Source organism: Rathayibacter festucae DSM 15932, from assembly GCF_004011135.1.
GTDB classification, from domain to species: domain Bacteria; phylum Actinomycetota; class Actinomycetes; order Actinomycetales; family Microbacteriaceae; genus Rathayibacter; species Rathayibacter festucae.
This window is the reverse complement of the sequence record NZ_CP028137.1, coordinates 2,854,181-2,867,150: the sequence shown is the minus strand read 5'-3', so window position 1 is coordinate 2,867,150 and position 12,970 is coordinate 2,854,181. Positions and strand designations below refer to the sequence as shown.

The window sequence follows — 12,970 nt, the reverse complement described above, 5'->3', positions numbered from 1 at the left end:
GATGATGACCGACTGGACCGCCCGCTTCACGGCGCCCGCCGCCGCCCTGGACGCCGCCCCGCTGCTCCGCCGCGAGACCGCCCTCGAGACCGGGCACGGCGACGTCGTCTCCGCGACCCTCCGCCTCTCGGCGCTGGGCATCGTCGAGGCCTGGATCGACGGCGAGCCCGTCTCGGACGAGCTCTTCACCCCCGGCTGGACCAGCTACGAGTGGCGCCTGCGCTACTCCGAGCACGACGTCACGAGCCTGATCTCCGGCGACAGCGTCGTCCTCGCTCTCGCGCTCGGCGACGGCTGGTACCGCGGCCGCCTGACCTGGGGCGAGGGCGCCGAGCCCTACGGCACCGAGATCGCCGGCTTCGCCGAGCTGCGGATCACCTTCGCGGACGGCGCCGAGCAGGTCGTCGCGACCGACGACTCCTGGCGCGCCGCGACCGGATCGACGACCGCCGACAGCATCTACGACGGCCAGGACATCGACGCCCGCCTCGAGCCGCAGGGCTGGAGGAGCGCCGGCTTCGACGACTCCGCCTGGACCGCGACCCGGGAGGTCGACGTCGACCTCTCGAAGCTCGAGCCCTACATCGCGCCGCCGGTGCGTCGCCTGCGCGAGGTCGCGCCGCAGAAGATCTGGACGAGCCCGTCCGGCCGCACCCTCGTCGACTTCGGCGAGAACCTCGTCGGCTGGCTGCGCGTCGAGGTCACCGGCCCGGAGGGGAGCGTCGTCACGCTGCGCCACGCCGAGGTCCTCGAGGACGACGAGCTGGGCGTCCGCCCGCTGCGCGAGGCGAAGGTCACCGACCGCTTCACCCTCTCGGGCGGCGCGGACGTCTTCGAGCCGACCCTCACCTTCCACGGCTTCCGCTACGCCGAGGTCGAGGGCTGGCCCGGGGAGTCGATCGCCGACGGCGCCCTCACCGCGGTCGTCGTCTCCAGCGACCTGCGCCGGATCGGCACGTTCCGCAGCTCCGACGACCTCGTCAACCAGCTGCACGACAACGTCTACCGCGGCATGGTCGGCAACTTCCTCGACGTGCCGACCGACTGCCCGCAGCGCGACGAGCGCCTCGGCTGGACCGGCGACATCGCCGCGTTCGCCTCGACCGCCGTCTACCTCGCCGACGCCGAGGACTTCCTCCGCGACTGGCTCCGCGACCTCGCCCTCGAGCAGGCGCACCACGACGGCGCCGTCCCGTTCGTCGTGCCGGACGTGCTGAAGCGCCGCGCGGCCGAGACCAGCTTCCCTCCCATGGACTCCACCGCGCTGTGGAGCGACGCCGCGGCCTGGGTGCCGTGGGCGGTCTGGGAGGCCTACGGGGACCCGGTCGTACTCGAGGAGTCGTTCGCGTCGATGGCCTCGCACGCCCGCCGGGTGCGCTCGAAGCTCTCCGACTCGGGCGTCTGGGACACCGGCTTCCAGTTCGGCGACTGGCTCGACCCCGACGCGGCGCCCGACAAGCCCGCCGACGCGAAGGCCGACACCGGCGTCGTCGCCACGGCCTGCGCCTACCGCACGGCGCGCATCGTCGCCGAGAGCGCCGCCGTGCTCGGCCGCACCGAGGACGAGCGCGAGTTCACCGAGATGGCGGCGGAGCTGCGCGCGGCGTTCCGTGCGAAGTACGTCGCCGATCAGCGCGTCTTCAGCGACTGCACGACCGTCTACTCCCTCGCGATCGTCTTCGGCCTGCTCGACGACGACGAGCTCGGCTGGGCCGGCGACCGCCTCGCCGAGCTGGTCGCCGAGAGCGGCTACACGATCTCGACCGGCTTCGCGGGCACGCCGTTCATCACCGACGCGCTGTCCTCGACCGGTCACATCGATGCCGCGTACCGCCTGCTGCTGCAGCGCGAGTGCCCGTCGTGGCTGTACCCGGTGACGATGGGCGCGACCACGGTCTGGGAGCGCTGGGACTCGATGCTCCCCGACGGCACCATCAACCCGGGCGAGATGACGAGCTTCAACCACTACGCGCTCGGCGCCGTCGCCGACTGGCTGCACCGCGTCGTCGGCGGACTCGCGCCGCTGGAGCCCGGCTACTCCCGCCTCCTGGTCGCCCCGCAGCCCGGCACCGACCTCGACTGGGCGGAGTCCACGCTGGAGACCCCGCACGGCCTCGCCTCGGTCCGCTGGGACCGCCGCGGCGACGCGATCGAGCTGGCCGTCACCGTCCCGAAGGGCGCGACCGCCGTCGTCCGCACGGCCGGCACCGAGGACCGCGAGCTCGCCTCGGGCGCGCACACACTGACGCTCTGAGCGCGGAGGGGGCCGACCCGTCGCGGGTCGGCCCCCTGCGAGTCCGCCGGTGAGATCTCACACGGCCGTGATGTACCTGCGGAGCAGTGCGCTGAACTCCGAAGGCGGGACGTCGGACCCTCTGAGGCTCAAGCGGAGACCCGGCGCGCCGGCGAGTCGGTTCAGCGCGGTCGCCGCGTCCCGTCGCGCTCCTGCGTCTGCGCGGTCTCCGATCCGCCAGCCTCCGATCTCGGCGGGTTCGTTCGAGTGCCGGATCTGCAGGAGGTTGAAGAGGTCGATCATGTCGTTCCTGCTCCTCCGGGATTCGTAGGACAGGGCCTTCACGATCAAGGCGCGTTCCACTCCCGGGACTCGGGTGCGGAAGGTGAGCGGAGTGCCGTCGAGGAGGACCGCCGTCACCTCGAGTTCGAGAAGCTCCGTCAACGCCAGACCCAGGCCGGGCGCGCTGTCGAAGACCCGCCCGCCGTACTCCGCACTCTCGAAGAGATGCGTCCTCGCGGGGACGAGGATGTCGATCTCACGATCGCCGAAGGTGTAGTGGTTTCCTCGCTGCGGCGTGTAGCCGCGATCGAGCAGGAGATCGTGAAGCGTTCCCGCTGCGGCGATGGCGGGGGAGATGCCGGCATCCGCGTCCGCTGTTCGCCGAGCGATCATCCCAGCGCTGGGGAACGCGGCACAGAGGAGGGCCACCATCTGTCCGCCGACGATGCACGCCTCCTGCAGGTGGGCCATCGCTGCCGAGGCGTCGTGCAGGGCGCGCAGGGCGGCGTCGTCGGATCCCGAGGTCGAGGGCAGGGTGACGGACCTCATGGCGTCCAGGCTTCCGTCTCGCGCGTCAGCAGGCGATCCGCGGCCTCCTCGGCATCGGGACCTCCGCTCCGGCGGAGATCCCATGCGGCGATGAGCGGGTCGACTGTGCGGCCGTCCGGGTACCACGCGGTCGCCGTCGCCCGGATCGTCCGGTCCCTCGGAACGGTGACCAGGAGAGTGCCCTCTCGCGAATCCGACTCCGTGAAGTCAGCGGGCTCGAGTGGGAGTCCACGGTCGGCGTAGACGACGGCCAGACGCGGGACTCTCCACGGCTGGAGTCGATCGGCGGCGGAGTCGCCGGACAGCAGCGCTGGAACCCCCGTCGTCAGGGCTCGCTCGCCCTGCGCGATCACGGGCCGAAGGGAGTACCAGTACTGGGAGAGCCCGCCCGGGCCCGGGTACTCCGCGAGGAAGTGCCGGACGAGTGCCTGCGGGTCGCGGGCGCTCCAGCCGTGCTCGGTCCGCTCGGCGAGGAGCGGGTCGGCGCGGAGCAGCTTCGAGATCGACATCTGCGAGACGCCGCACTCCGCCGCGAGCTCCGTCTGCGAGCGGGGCTCGCGAGTCCTGATCAGCGCGCGCAGGAGGGCGAAGCGCGCGTACGGCACACGCCGGGGGACGGCGGGTCGATCGTCCGTCGCGAACGACAGGTCCTGCCTGTCCAGGATCACCGTGCCGTCGTCCGTGCCGAACAGCGCGAGCCGCGGGTCGTCGAGAGCGAGTCGCCGCGCGATCGCATTCGCTCGCGGCACGACGAACCCGGTCACGGTGCCGTCGGTCGACCGCTTCGCCTGGTCGCGCATCTCCGAGGCGGTGGGCGGCCGAGGGGTGATGATGAGGCGCACGTGCAGGTCCGCGCCGGAGGGCGTGGCGATCCGCAGCCCGCGGAAGCCGGTGATGCGCGTGCTGAGCCCGGCGTCGAGCAGCAGCTCGCTCAGACGTGCGGAGAGGTCGTCGCGGCTCATGTCCTCAGTCTAAAACCATGCGAACGAAATCGTTCGGAAGGTTTTAGAGAGCTGGCGCGGTACGTTGCGCGGGTCACGCCGCGACGGCGTCCTCCAGCGGGTCGGTGGGCTCGTCCGGCTCGAAGGAGTCCGGCTCGGCGAGGACCGCGACCGGCGCGAGAGGGGTCTGTGCGGCGGGGTCCGCGTCGTCCTGCACCGGTGCCGCGACCTCCGCCAGGCGTGCCCGCTCGACGGCCGCGATCAGCACGGCGAAGGCGACCTCGAGGGTGTCGGTGTCGCGCAGCAGGACGCGCTCGCCGGTCGCGGCGTCCAGGCGGAGGGTGCGGAAGACGGGCTGCGGCAGGTCGTCGGCGAAGGTGATCAGGCCGTGGACGATGCCGGTGCGGCGGGCGCGGGCGATCCAGCGGTTGGAGTGGGTGCGGAGAAGGATCATGACCGGGACCGTCCTGGCTGCTGGTGGTGCGCGGTGAGGGGGGAAGTGGATCCTCTCCGAGCATCCTGCACAGGAGCCCCGTGTGCCTGTGCTTGACAGAAGAGTCCTCGCGCGTCAGCGCACCCGGGCGCGCGCTCCGGCCGCCGCGCGCAGGGCCTCGACGAACTCCGGCACCACCGGATTCCCGGTGTCGCGGACGAGCACGCCGATCTCGCGGACGGCCCGCGGATCGTCGATCGGGATCTCGCGCACGCCGTCCTCGATCGACGACGGGCTCGGCGGCAGGATCGTCAGACCGAGCCCCGCCGCGGCCAGTCCGCGCGCCGCCCGGTAGTCGCCGACCTCGAAGGCCGGCTCGGGATCGCGCCCCTCGAAGGACAGCAGCCGCCGGGCCGACTCGTGCAGGCCGTAGCCGGGCGAGAGCATGATCAGGTCGAGGCCGCGCAGCTCCGCCGCCGTCACGGAGCGGCGAGAGGCGAGCGGGTGCCGGTCGTCGACGACGGCGAGCAGCGGCTCCGTGTAGAGGGTGGTCGTGGTGGTGCCCGGCAGCTCCGGCGGGTCGGCGACGATCGCCAGCTCCGACTCGCCGTCGGCGACCGCCCGGAGGCACAGCGCGCGCGAGCCATGACGGAGGCCGAAGCCGACGCGCGGCCAGCGGCGGCGGAAGCGCCGGATCACGTCGGGCACGAACGTCTCGCCGAGCAGGGTCTGGAAGGCGATCGCGATGCGGCCGTCCTCGAGGTCGCGGGCCTGCTGCACCTCGGTCAGGCCTGCGCGGATCAGCGCGAGCCCGTCCTGCGCGACGTCCGCGAGCCTCCGGCCGGCCTCGGTCAGCACCACGCCGCGGCCCTCGCGGCGGACCAGGGGAGCGCCGACCAGCTCCGACAGGCGCGCGAGCGAGCGGCTCGCGGTGGGCTGCGGCACGCCGAGCTCGGCGGCCGCGGCGGTGACGCTCCCGGTCTGCGCGACGGCGACGAGCGTCGGCAGCAGCCGGAGGATCGCGGGCTCATCCATGCCTTCAGCGTATAGGTCAGCACGCGACAGGCATTGGTCATGCGTTCGCCGCGGTTCTAGCCTCGGAGGATGAGCACCAGCGTCCGCCCCGCCGTCGACGCTCCTCCCGTCTCCCAGCGCCGGCTGACGATCGCCCTCCTCGCCGCGGGGCTCGCGACGTTCGCCGAGCTCTACGCCGTGCAGGGCGTGCTCCCGCAGTTCTCCCGCGAGTGGGGGATCTCCGCCTCGGACGCCGCGCTGACCGTCTCGGCGGCGACCGTCGGGCTCGCGCTGATGGTGCTGCCCTGGGCGTCGATCGCCGAGCGGATCGGACGGCTGGAGTCCATGCGGATCGCGGTGCTCTCCTCCGTGGTGCTCGCCCTGCTCGCCTGCATCGCGCCGTCCTTCGAGGTGCTGCTCGTGCTGCGGTTCCTCAGCGGCGCGGCGCTCGGCGCGGTGCCGGCGCTCGCCGTGGCGGCGATCCACGACCGGGTCGGCGGGGCGGGTGCGACCGCCGCCGCCGCGGCCTACGTCTCCGGGACGACCCTGGGCGGGGCCGCCGGACGGCTGCTCGCCGGTCCGCTCGCCGCGGTGGTCGGCTGGCGGGGCGCGCTGCTCGCCGTCACGATCGTCTGCGCGCTCGCGGCCGTCGCGTTCGTCCTGCTGGCTCCCCGGGGCGGTGTTGCGCGGGCGCCGCGGGGCGAGGGCGGCTGGCGCGGCAAGATCGCGCAGGTCCTCCGCGATCCCGTCCTGCTCGCGGTCGCCGCGCAGACGTTCTTCGTCGTCGGCGTGTTCGTCGCGGTGTACAACTACCTGGCGTTCCGGCTCGAGGCCGCGCCGTTCGCGCTGCCGCCGGCGCTGGTCTCGCTGCTGTTCCTCACCTATCTCGCCGGGACCGCGACCTCCCGGCTCGCCGGTGTCTGGGCGCCGCGCCTGGGCCCGCGGGTCGTGATGCGGATCGGCGTCGCCGCGATGATCGTCGGCCTGCTCGTGATGCTCTCCGAGCTGATCGTGGTCGTCATCATCGGGCTCGTCCTGTTCTCAGCCGGCTTCTTCGCCGTGCACGCCACCGGCGCGGCCTGGACCGGCGCGCGAGCGGCCCCCGCCCTCCGCGGCCACGCCGGCGCCGTCTACACGATCGCCTTCTACGTGGGCTCGGGCGTCGGCGGCTGGCTGCTCGGCTTCGTGGTCGAGGCGGGCGGCTGGGGCGCGCTGACCGCGGTGATGATCGCCCTGCTGCTCGTCGGCGCCGGCTGCGTGAGCCTGCCGAGCCGCGCGAGCGTCGCCTCCGCGCGCTGAGCGCCTGGCCGGTCGCCGCGCTTCTGCGACAGGATGGGGGCTCGCGCACGGAGTGGGGGACTTCATGACCGACAGCACCCGGACGGATCCGCGGTTCCATCCCGCCTATCAGCGGGGGTATCAGGGGCAGGGGGCCTCGGGGCTCCCGGCCGATCGGGCATCGTCGTCGGAGGAGCGGTTCCGACGCCCTCGTGGAGGCGACTCGGTCGGCGGTCGGCGCCGGGCGGCGGCTCCGGAGGAGGTCGTGCCGGTCCGGGTGCGGAGACCGAGTCCGGCGCCGCTGTCGAGCTCCTCGCTGCCGCCGATCGCCGCGCCACTTCCGATCGCCGCGCCACTGCCGAGTGGCGTCGCTGTCGTCGAGCCGGACGGGGAGCAGGTGACGATCGAGGACGTCGAGACGGAGTCCGCGCCGACCGAGCCGAGGCGGCCGTCCGCCCTGGATCGGCGCGTCCCGATCGCGCTCGCCGTGCTCGGACTGCTCTTCCTGGGGGCCGGGCTGAGCTTGGTCTGGTCCGCCTCCTCGATGGTCTACTACGAGACCGAGAGCGGATTCGAGCAGTTCACCCGGGCGGTCATGAACTACTTCCCCGGCCCCGCGATCACCATCGGGCTGCTCTCGATCGGCGCCGCGATCACCGTGCGGGCGGCCCGCTCGTGACCGGCCGCCGTCCGTGGTGGCCACTGCTGCTCGGCTACACCGGCCTGCTCTGGGCACTCGTCCTCGGGGTCTGCGCCCTGGTCGCCGTCCTGCCCGACGGCTTCAGCTACACCGATGTCGTCCCGCTGGAGGCGATCGTGCTGAACTCGCTCTGGACCGTCGGTCCGGCGCTCGCGACCGCGGCCCTCGCGATGACGGCGGCGACCCTCGCGATCGGACTCGTCCGCGCCGGTCGCGGGTCCGCCGCCGTCGACGGTGACCAGGAGGACGACGACGTCGAGCTCGGCGAGGGCGTCCTCGTCGAGCTGCTGCCCGCAGGAGGCGATCGCCGCCGCTCCTGACGGTGCGGTCTCCCTCCGCGGGCGGCCGTGCGACAGGATGAGAGTCCGAGTGCACGAGGCGGGGGCGGTCATGGCCGACAGCAGCAGAACGGATCCGCGGTTCCACGCCGCCTATCAGCGCGGGTACCAGGGGCCGGCGCCGGAGGTGCGCCGCCGTGAGGAGGACGCGTACCGGCGTCCGCGGCGGGCGGGCGGGCGGGTACCGCGAGCGGATCCGAGTCCGCGCGTGGAGTCGGCCGAGCCGGAGTCGCCGCTCGCCGGGCTCTCGTTCGTGCCGGATCCCGCCGATGTCGAGGCCGCCGAAGAGAGGGACGTCGCGGAGAAGCCGCAGGCCGAGGCGCCCGCGGCCGTGCGTCCGCTGGGCCGCCGGGTCCCACTGACGCTCGCGATCGCCGGCGTCGTGCTCATCCCGCTCGGGCTCGCCACGCTGTGGTGGTCGACGCTCGAGATCTACACGACGACCACGGTCTACGAGCGGCTCGAGTACGAGCAGTACGTCCGGCTGCTGCTGCAGTTCAGCGCGACGCCGCTGCTGACAGTGGGCCTCGCCTCCCTCGCCGCGGCCGTCGTGGTGCAGGCCGTCCGTCGGTCCCGGGCATGACGCCGGGGCGGCTGTGGTGGATCGGGGCGGTCGTCCTCGATGTCGTGCTGTGGGGCGCGCTGCTCGCGATCCCGGCGATCATCCTCGTGCTGCCCAACCAGTGGCAGGGCGACTCGCTGACCGCCCCGATCGAGATCCTCTGGCGGTACGCACTGCAGCAGGCGGCGGGACCGCTCGCGACCGCGGCTCTCGGGCTGCTGGTGGTGCTCGTCGTCGCGGCGACCCAGCACCGCCGGACGCGGCCTGCGGCGCCCGATGCCCAGGACGCCCCCGACGGCTGGTCCGAGGCCGAACTCGTCGACCGCTGACGGCGCGGGGTCTCGATACGCCGCTGCGCGGCTACTCGACCAGCATGCAGTGGACCGCCGCACTCCTCTGTGGTCGCCGCTCACGGACGGAGCGCCCACTTCATGCTGATCGAGTAGCGCCCGGAGGGCGCGTATCGAGATCCACCGTTGGATGGAGGGTGGGTCTCGATACGCCGCTGCGCGGCTGCTCGACCAGCATGCAGGGGTCGCTCCGCTCCTACTTCGCGAGGGCTCCGAAGCGGAAGAGGTAGGTCGCGTCGAGGGTGTCCTCGATGCCGGTGACACCCGAGGCGGCGACGACGGTCTCGCGGCCCTGGAGCAGCGGGATGATCGGCGCGTCCGCGGCGGTCTGCGCCTGAATGGCCTCGATCGCGGTGGCGCGCGCGGCGGGGTCGGTGGCGGTCGCCTCGGTGTCGATCAGCGCGTCGACGGCCGGGTTCGAGTAGCCGTTCGCGACCGAGGCGCCGGTGGTCGAGTAGGCCGAGCGGAGGAAGTTGTCGGGGTCCGGGTAGTCCGGGAAGAAGCCGAGCTGGTAGGCCGGGTAGCCGGCGTCCGGCGAGAGCTGCTTCACGTAGCTGGTCCACTCGGTCGACTGCAGGTCGACGGTGAACAGGCCCGACGACTCCAGCTGCGACTTGATCAGCGCGTACTCCTGGTCGGAGTCCGGGCCGTAGTGGTCCGAGGTGTACTGCAGCGGCAGGGTCACCGGGGTCGAGACGCCGGCGGCGCTGAGGATCGCGGCGGCGGCGTCCGCGTCGGGGGTCGTGCCGTACGCGTCGGCGAAGGCCTGCGTCGCGCCGGTCTGCCCGTCGAGCACCACGGAGTAGGCGGGCGTGTAGGTGCCGCGGTAGACCTGCTCCGACAGCTCGTCGCGGTCGACCAGCGAGGCGACGGCCTGGCGGATCGCGAGCTTCTGCTCGGGAGTGCCGCCGGGCTGGGTGTTCACGTTGAAAGTGAGGAAGCGCACCGAGCCGCCGGGGCCGTCGACGACCTGCAGGTCCGCGTTGCCGCGCAGGTCCTCGACGTCGGTCGCGGTGAGCGAGCGGTAGGCCACGTCCACGGCGCCGTTCTCCACGTCGAGGCGCAGGTTCGTCGACGAGGTGTACGGCCGCAGCACGACGTCGGCGGTCTTCGGCGCGGGGCTCGAGGTCGACTCGTTCGCGGCGAGCTGCAGCAGTCCGCCCGCCTCGTAGTTCTGCACGGAGTACGGCCCGGAGCCGATCACGTCGGCGTCGTCGAGCAGCGCGTCGGCGGGGAAGACCTCCTCGTCCACGATCGGCCCGGCCATGCTCGAGAGCACGTACGGCCAGGTCTGGTCGTTCGGCACCGCGAGGGTGAAGACGACGTCGTCGCCGTCCTGCGCGACCGACTCCATGTTCGCGAGCAGCGGCGAGGGGCCGTTGTCCGCGGCGATGTCGACGATGCGCTGGAACGAGAAGACGACGTCCGACGCGGTCAGCTCGTCGCCGTTGGAGAAGGTCAGGCCGGGCGCGATCGAGCAGCGGTAGGTCGTCGCGTCGTCGAAGCCGCACTCCTCGGCGGCCTCGGGGACGGGCGTGGTCGAGCCGTCCGCGTAGCTCAGGAGGTGCTGGTAGATCTGGTTCTGCGGCGTGAAGCTGCCGCGGTCCCAGGCCCCGGCCGGGTCGAGCGAGACGATCGAGTCGGTCGTCCCGATGACGAGGCGCTCGCCGGCGGCGGAGTCGCTCGAGCTGCCGGGGGCCGTGCAGCCGGCGAGGGCGACGGCGGTGCCGAGGGCGGCGAGGGCGCCGAGGGCGCGGAGTGTCTGCATGCTGCTGCTTTCGTCCGTGGTGCGGGGGAGTGGTGGAGATCTAGAGGGTCGCGAGCCGGAAGCGGTCGAGCGCGTCGGCGCCGTCGACGAGGTCGGCCAGCAGCTCGCCGAGCACGGGCCCGAACTTGAAGCCGTGGCCGGAGAAGCCGGTCGCGAGGGTGACGCGGCCGACGCGGTCGAGCACGAAGTCCTCCGTCGGCGTGATGTCGTAGAGGCAGGAGATCGGATCGGCGCTCGCCGCGTCGACGCCCGGCAGCCAGTCGGCGACGTACTCGACGAGCCGGGCGAGCCGCTCGGGCTCGGCGCGGAAGTCGCGGTGGTCCGGATCGACGACGCGGCCGGTGCCGTGCTCGCCGACCTTCACGCCGACGCCCGGGGTCGCCAGGCCGTAGATCGTCGGCTCGTCTCCGCGGTGGTGCACGAAGCTCGGCCAGGCGTCGAGCGGCAGGTCCGTCGTGAAGTGCGCGGGCTGCTCCTGCGTGATCCGCAGCGGCGGGAGGGAGCGGCCGGCCGCGGCGACCAGCCCGCCCACGAGTCCCGGCGTCCAGGAGCCGCCGGCGACGACGACCGCGTCGGCGAGCAGGGGGCCCTCGTCGGTGACGACGCGGACGCCGCCGTCGCGCTCCTCGATCGCCCGGACGCCGGTGCTCGCCCGGACGATGGCGCCGTGCGACTCCGCCGAGCCGAGCAGCGCCTCGATCGCGGCGGCGGCGTCGAGCCGTCCGCCCTCCGGGTGCAGCAGCACGTCGGTCTCGAAGCGCAGACCGGGCCAGCGTGCGGCGGCCTCGGCGGCGTCGAGGCGCTCGCAGGGGATGCCGTCGCGGGCGAAGGCCTCCTCGATCGCGAGCAGGGCGGAGGCGTCGCCGTGGTCGATCGCGCCGGTCGCGGTGAAGAGGCTCCGGCCCGACTCCCGCTCGAGCCGCGCCCACTCGGCGGCCGCCCGTCCGGTCAGCGCTCGGTAGTCGTCCTCCGCGTAGCCGCGGCGGAAGATGCGGGTCTCGCCGTGCGAGGAGCCGCGGTCGTGCCCGCGCTCGAAGCGCTCGAACAGCAGGACGCGGTCGCCGCGCTCGGCGAGAGAGCGGGCGGCCGCGGCGCCGACGAGGCCCGCGCCGACGACGACGACGTCGCGGTCTGTCATCGGGCGGTCACCGCGTCGACCAGGCGCCGGGCCGGCATCGCCGCGCGCACGGCGGCCTCGTCGGGGAACTGCCGAGCGGCGAAGCGGGCCGGGGCGTAGAGCTCGGCGTCGCCCAGAGTCGTCCGGCCGTGGAGGACCAGCTCGGCGACGAGACGGCCGAGACCGGGTCCGTGCGTCACTCCGGACTCGTTGTCGCCCGCGGCGACGAACAGCCCGGGCAGCTCGGGGACGGGGCCGGCCAGGAAGCGGCGGTCGGCGGTGTAGGAGACGACGCCCTGCGTCCACTCGGTCTCGCGCAGCGCGTCGGCGGAGGCGGGGATCAGGTGGGCGATCAGCGGGGCGAGGTGCGCGTCCATCGCCTCGACCAGGTCGGTGCGCTGCGGGCGGCGGTCGGCGGCGGACTCGCCGAGCGGCTCGTAGCCGACGCCGTTGCCGTAGGTGAGGCCGCCGAGGTGCTCGCGGACCCAGAGGCCGCCGAGCTCGGGCAGCATCAGCGTCGGCAGGTGCGGGAGGCCGAAGGGCGCGGTGGTGAGGCGGCTCGCGACGACGCGGGCCAGCGGGAGGCGGCGGCCGAGCGGGGCGAGCAGCTCGTTCGTCCAGGACCCCGCGGCCAGCACGACGCTGTCGCCGGAGAAGATGCGGCCGTCGGCGGTGCGGACGCCGCTCGCGCGGCCGTCGGTCGCGAGGACCTCGGTGACGGGCGCGTGCTCGACGATCTCGACTCCGGCCGCGCGGGCCGCGGCGACCAGGGCGAGCGCGGCGTCGGGGGCGCTGATCTGGATGCCGTCGGGCTGGAGGAAGCCGCCGGTGACCGCGTTCGCGTCGAGGCCGGGGACGAGCTCGGCGGCCTCCTGCGGCGAGAGCTCGCGGGAGCCCTCCGGGCGCAGCGGGTGCTCGGCGAGCGGGCCGAGGTGGTCGCGGACGCCCTCCTCGGTGACGGCGAGCCAGGCGCTGCCGGTCTCGCGGAGGAGGATGTCGACGCCGCCGCGGTCGGGATCGACGGCGAGGGCGCGGTAGAAGTCGAGGCCGTACTGCTCGAGGTCGCGCTCGGACTCGTTCCAGTACCAGGCGTAGCCCGCGGCCCACAGGCCGACGAAGCCCGCGCCGGCCGCCGTGGTGCCGCGCGCCGCGTCCCCCGACTCGACCAGCGTGACCCGGGCGCCCCCGCGCGCGAGGTGCAGCGCGGTGGCGGCCCCGAAGAGCCCGGCCCCGACGACGACGACATGCCTACTCATACTCGGTATCCAACCAGCGGGGCCTCTGCCGGTCGAATCGATATGACGCCCCGAGTCCTCCCTCCCCTCCGCGAGATGCCACTTGTGCACGCTTCTGTCGGCGTGTCGCGTGCACAAGTGGCATCTCGCGGCGCGCGACGGGGCGCGCA

At 73.6% G+C, this 12,970-nt stretch carries 13 protein-coding genes; 6 read left to right on the top strand and 7 right to left on the bottom strand.

Translation table 11 applies throughout. The features are described 5' to 3' along the window. The first annotated feature begins 4 nt into the window (after positions 1–4). Positions 5–2,254, top strand: coding sequence for an alpha-L-rhamnosidase (locus C1I64_RS13220; protein ID WP_208645126.1), 2,250 nt, complete (start codon positions 5–7; stop codon positions 2,252–2,254). Positions 2,255–2,311: 57 nt separating this feature from the next. Here C1I64_RS13220 and C1I64_RS13215 read toward each other — a convergent pair whose 3' ends face one another. The 4 genes from C1I64_RS13215 to C1I64_RS13200 all read right to left on the bottom strand — a co-directional run bounded on the left by C1I64_RS13215 (position 2,312) and on the right by C1I64_RS13200 (position 5,473). Then, entirely contained in the window at positions 2,312–2,986 is a 675-nt protein-coding gene (locus C1I64_RS13215) for a hypothetical protein (protein ID WP_127887515.1), read from the bottom strand. 74 nt (positions 2,987–3,060) lie between these two features. After that, positions 3,061–4,026: a helix-turn-helix domain-containing protein gene (locus C1I64_RS13210; protein ID WP_127887514.1), complete on the bottom strand. Its 966-nt coding sequence runs from the start codon at positions 4,024–4,026 to the stop codon at positions 3,061–3,063. A 73-nt stretch (positions 4,027–4,099) separates the two neighbouring features. After that, positions 4,100–4,459: a hypothetical protein gene (locus tag C1I64_RS13205; RefSeq protein WP_127887513.1), complete on the bottom strand. Its 360-nt coding sequence runs from the start codon at positions 4,457–4,459 to the stop codon at positions 4,100–4,102. Positions 4,460–4,573: 114 nt separating this feature from the next. Beyond that, on the bottom strand, positions 4,574–5,473 hold the full coding sequence (locus C1I64_RS13200) for a LysR family transcriptional regulator (RefSeq protein ID WP_127887512.1): 900 nt from the start codon (positions 5,471–5,473) through the stop codon (positions 4,574–4,576). Between the two features lie 69 nt (positions 5,474–5,542). On the opposite strand from C1I64_RS13200, the gene C1I64_RS13195 reads away from it, so the two are divergent. From C1I64_RS13195 to C1I64_RS13175, 5 genes are all read left to right on the top strand, one after another. Further along, a complete protein-coding gene (locus C1I64_RS13195) occupies positions 5,543–6,751 on the top strand; it encodes an MFS transporter (protein ID WP_127887511.1) in 1,209 nt (402 codons plus the stop codon). A gap of 376 nt (positions 6,752–7,127) precedes the next feature. After that, on the top strand, positions 7,128–7,409 hold the full coding sequence (locus C1I64_RS13190) for a hypothetical protein (protein WP_127887510.1): 282 nt from the start codon (positions 7,128–7,130) through the stop codon (positions 7,407–7,409). Beyond that, positions 7,406–7,750 carry a hypothetical protein gene (locus C1I64_RS13185; RefSeq protein ID WP_123446726.1) on the top strand — a complete coding sequence of 115 codons (345 nt, stop codon included), beginning with the start codon at positions 7,406–7,408 and terminating at the stop codon, positions 7,748–7,750. Before C1I64_RS13190 ends, C1I64_RS13185 begins: the two co-directional genes overlap by 4 nt. 226 nt (positions 7,751–7,976) lie before the next feature. Further along, positions 7,977–8,351: a hypothetical protein gene (locus C1I64_RS13180; protein WP_127887509.1), complete on the top strand. Its 375-nt coding sequence runs from the start codon at positions 7,977–7,979 to the stop codon at positions 8,349–8,351. Beyond that, positions 8,348–8,659, top strand: a complete 312-nt coding sequence (locus C1I64_RS13175) for a hypothetical protein (protein ID WP_123446724.1) — start codon at positions 8,348–8,350, stop codon at positions 8,657–8,659. Before C1I64_RS13180 ends, C1I64_RS13175 begins: the two co-directional genes overlap by 4 nt. A 217-nt stretch (positions 8,660–8,876) precedes the next feature. Here the strand turns inward: C1I64_RS13175 and C1I64_RS13170 are convergent, their stop codons facing one another. The 3 genes from C1I64_RS13170 to C1I64_RS13160 are packed head-to-tail and all read right to left on the bottom strand — an operon-like array spanning position 8,877 to position 12,821. Continuing rightward, positions 8,877–10,448, bottom strand: coding sequence for an ABC transporter substrate-binding protein (locus C1I64_RS13170; protein ID WP_127887508.1), 1,572 nt, complete (start codon positions 10,446–10,448; stop codon positions 8,877–8,879). A 40-nt stretch (positions 10,449–10,488) separates the two neighbouring features. After that, positions 10,489–11,586 (bottom strand): FAD-dependent oxidoreductase, encoded by a 1,098-nt coding sequence (locus C1I64_RS13165; RefSeq protein ID WP_127887507.1) that lies wholly within the window; start codon positions 11,584–11,586, stop codon positions 10,489–10,491. After that, a complete protein-coding gene (locus C1I64_RS13160) occupies positions 11,583–12,821 on the bottom strand; it encodes an NAD(P)/FAD-dependent oxidoreductase (protein WP_164874542.1) in 1,239 nt (412 codons plus the stop codon). Before C1I64_RS13160 ends, C1I64_RS13165 begins: the two co-directional genes overlap by 4 nt. Positions 12,822–12,970 lie beyond the last annotated feature (149 nt).

What these genes read in the sequence shown, in the direction of transcription:
- C1I64_RS13200 (WP_127887512.1), bottom strand. Translation starts at nt 5,473, where the DNA reads ATGGATGAGCCCGCGATCCTCCGGCTGCTGCCGACGCTCGTCGCCGTC.
- C1I64_RS13195 (WP_127887511.1), top strand. Translation starts at nt 5,543, where the DNA reads ATGAGCACCAGCGTCCGCCCCGCCGTCGACGCTCCTCCCGTCTCCCAG.
- C1I64_RS13215 (WP_127887515.1), bottom strand. Translation starts at nt 2,986, where the DNA reads ATGGCCCACCTGCAGGAGGCGTGCATCGTCGGCGGACAGATGGTGGCC.
- C1I64_RS13205 (WP_127887513.1), bottom strand. Translation starts at nt 4,459, where the DNA reads ATGATCCTTCTCCGCACCCACTCCAACCGCTGGATCGCCCGCGCCCGC.
- C1I64_RS13165 (WP_127887507.1), bottom strand. Translation starts at nt 11,586, where the DNA reads ATGACAGACCGCGACGTCGTCGTCGTCGGCGCGGGCCTCGTCGGCGCC.
- C1I64_RS13170 (WP_127887508.1), bottom strand. Translation starts at nt 10,448, where the DNA reads ATGCAGACACTCCGCGCCCTCGGCGCCCTCGCCGCCCTCGGCACCGCC.
- C1I64_RS13175 (WP_123446724.1), top strand. Translation starts at nt 8,348, where the DNA reads ATGACGCCGGGGCGGCTGTGGTGGATCGGGGCGGTCGTCCTCGATGTC.
- C1I64_RS13210 (WP_127887514.1), bottom strand. Translation starts at nt 4,026, where the DNA reads ATGAGCCGCGACGACCTCTCCGCACGTCTGAGCGAGCTGCTGCTCGAC.
- C1I64_RS13160 (WP_164874542.1), bottom strand. Translation starts at nt 12,821, where the DNA reads ATGAGTAGGCATGTCGTCGTCGTCGGGGCCGGGCTCTTCGGGGCCGCC.
- C1I64_RS13220 (WP_208645126.1), top strand. Translation starts at nt 5, where the DNA reads ATGACCGACTGGACCGCCCGCTTCACGGCGCCCGCCGCCGCCCTGGAC.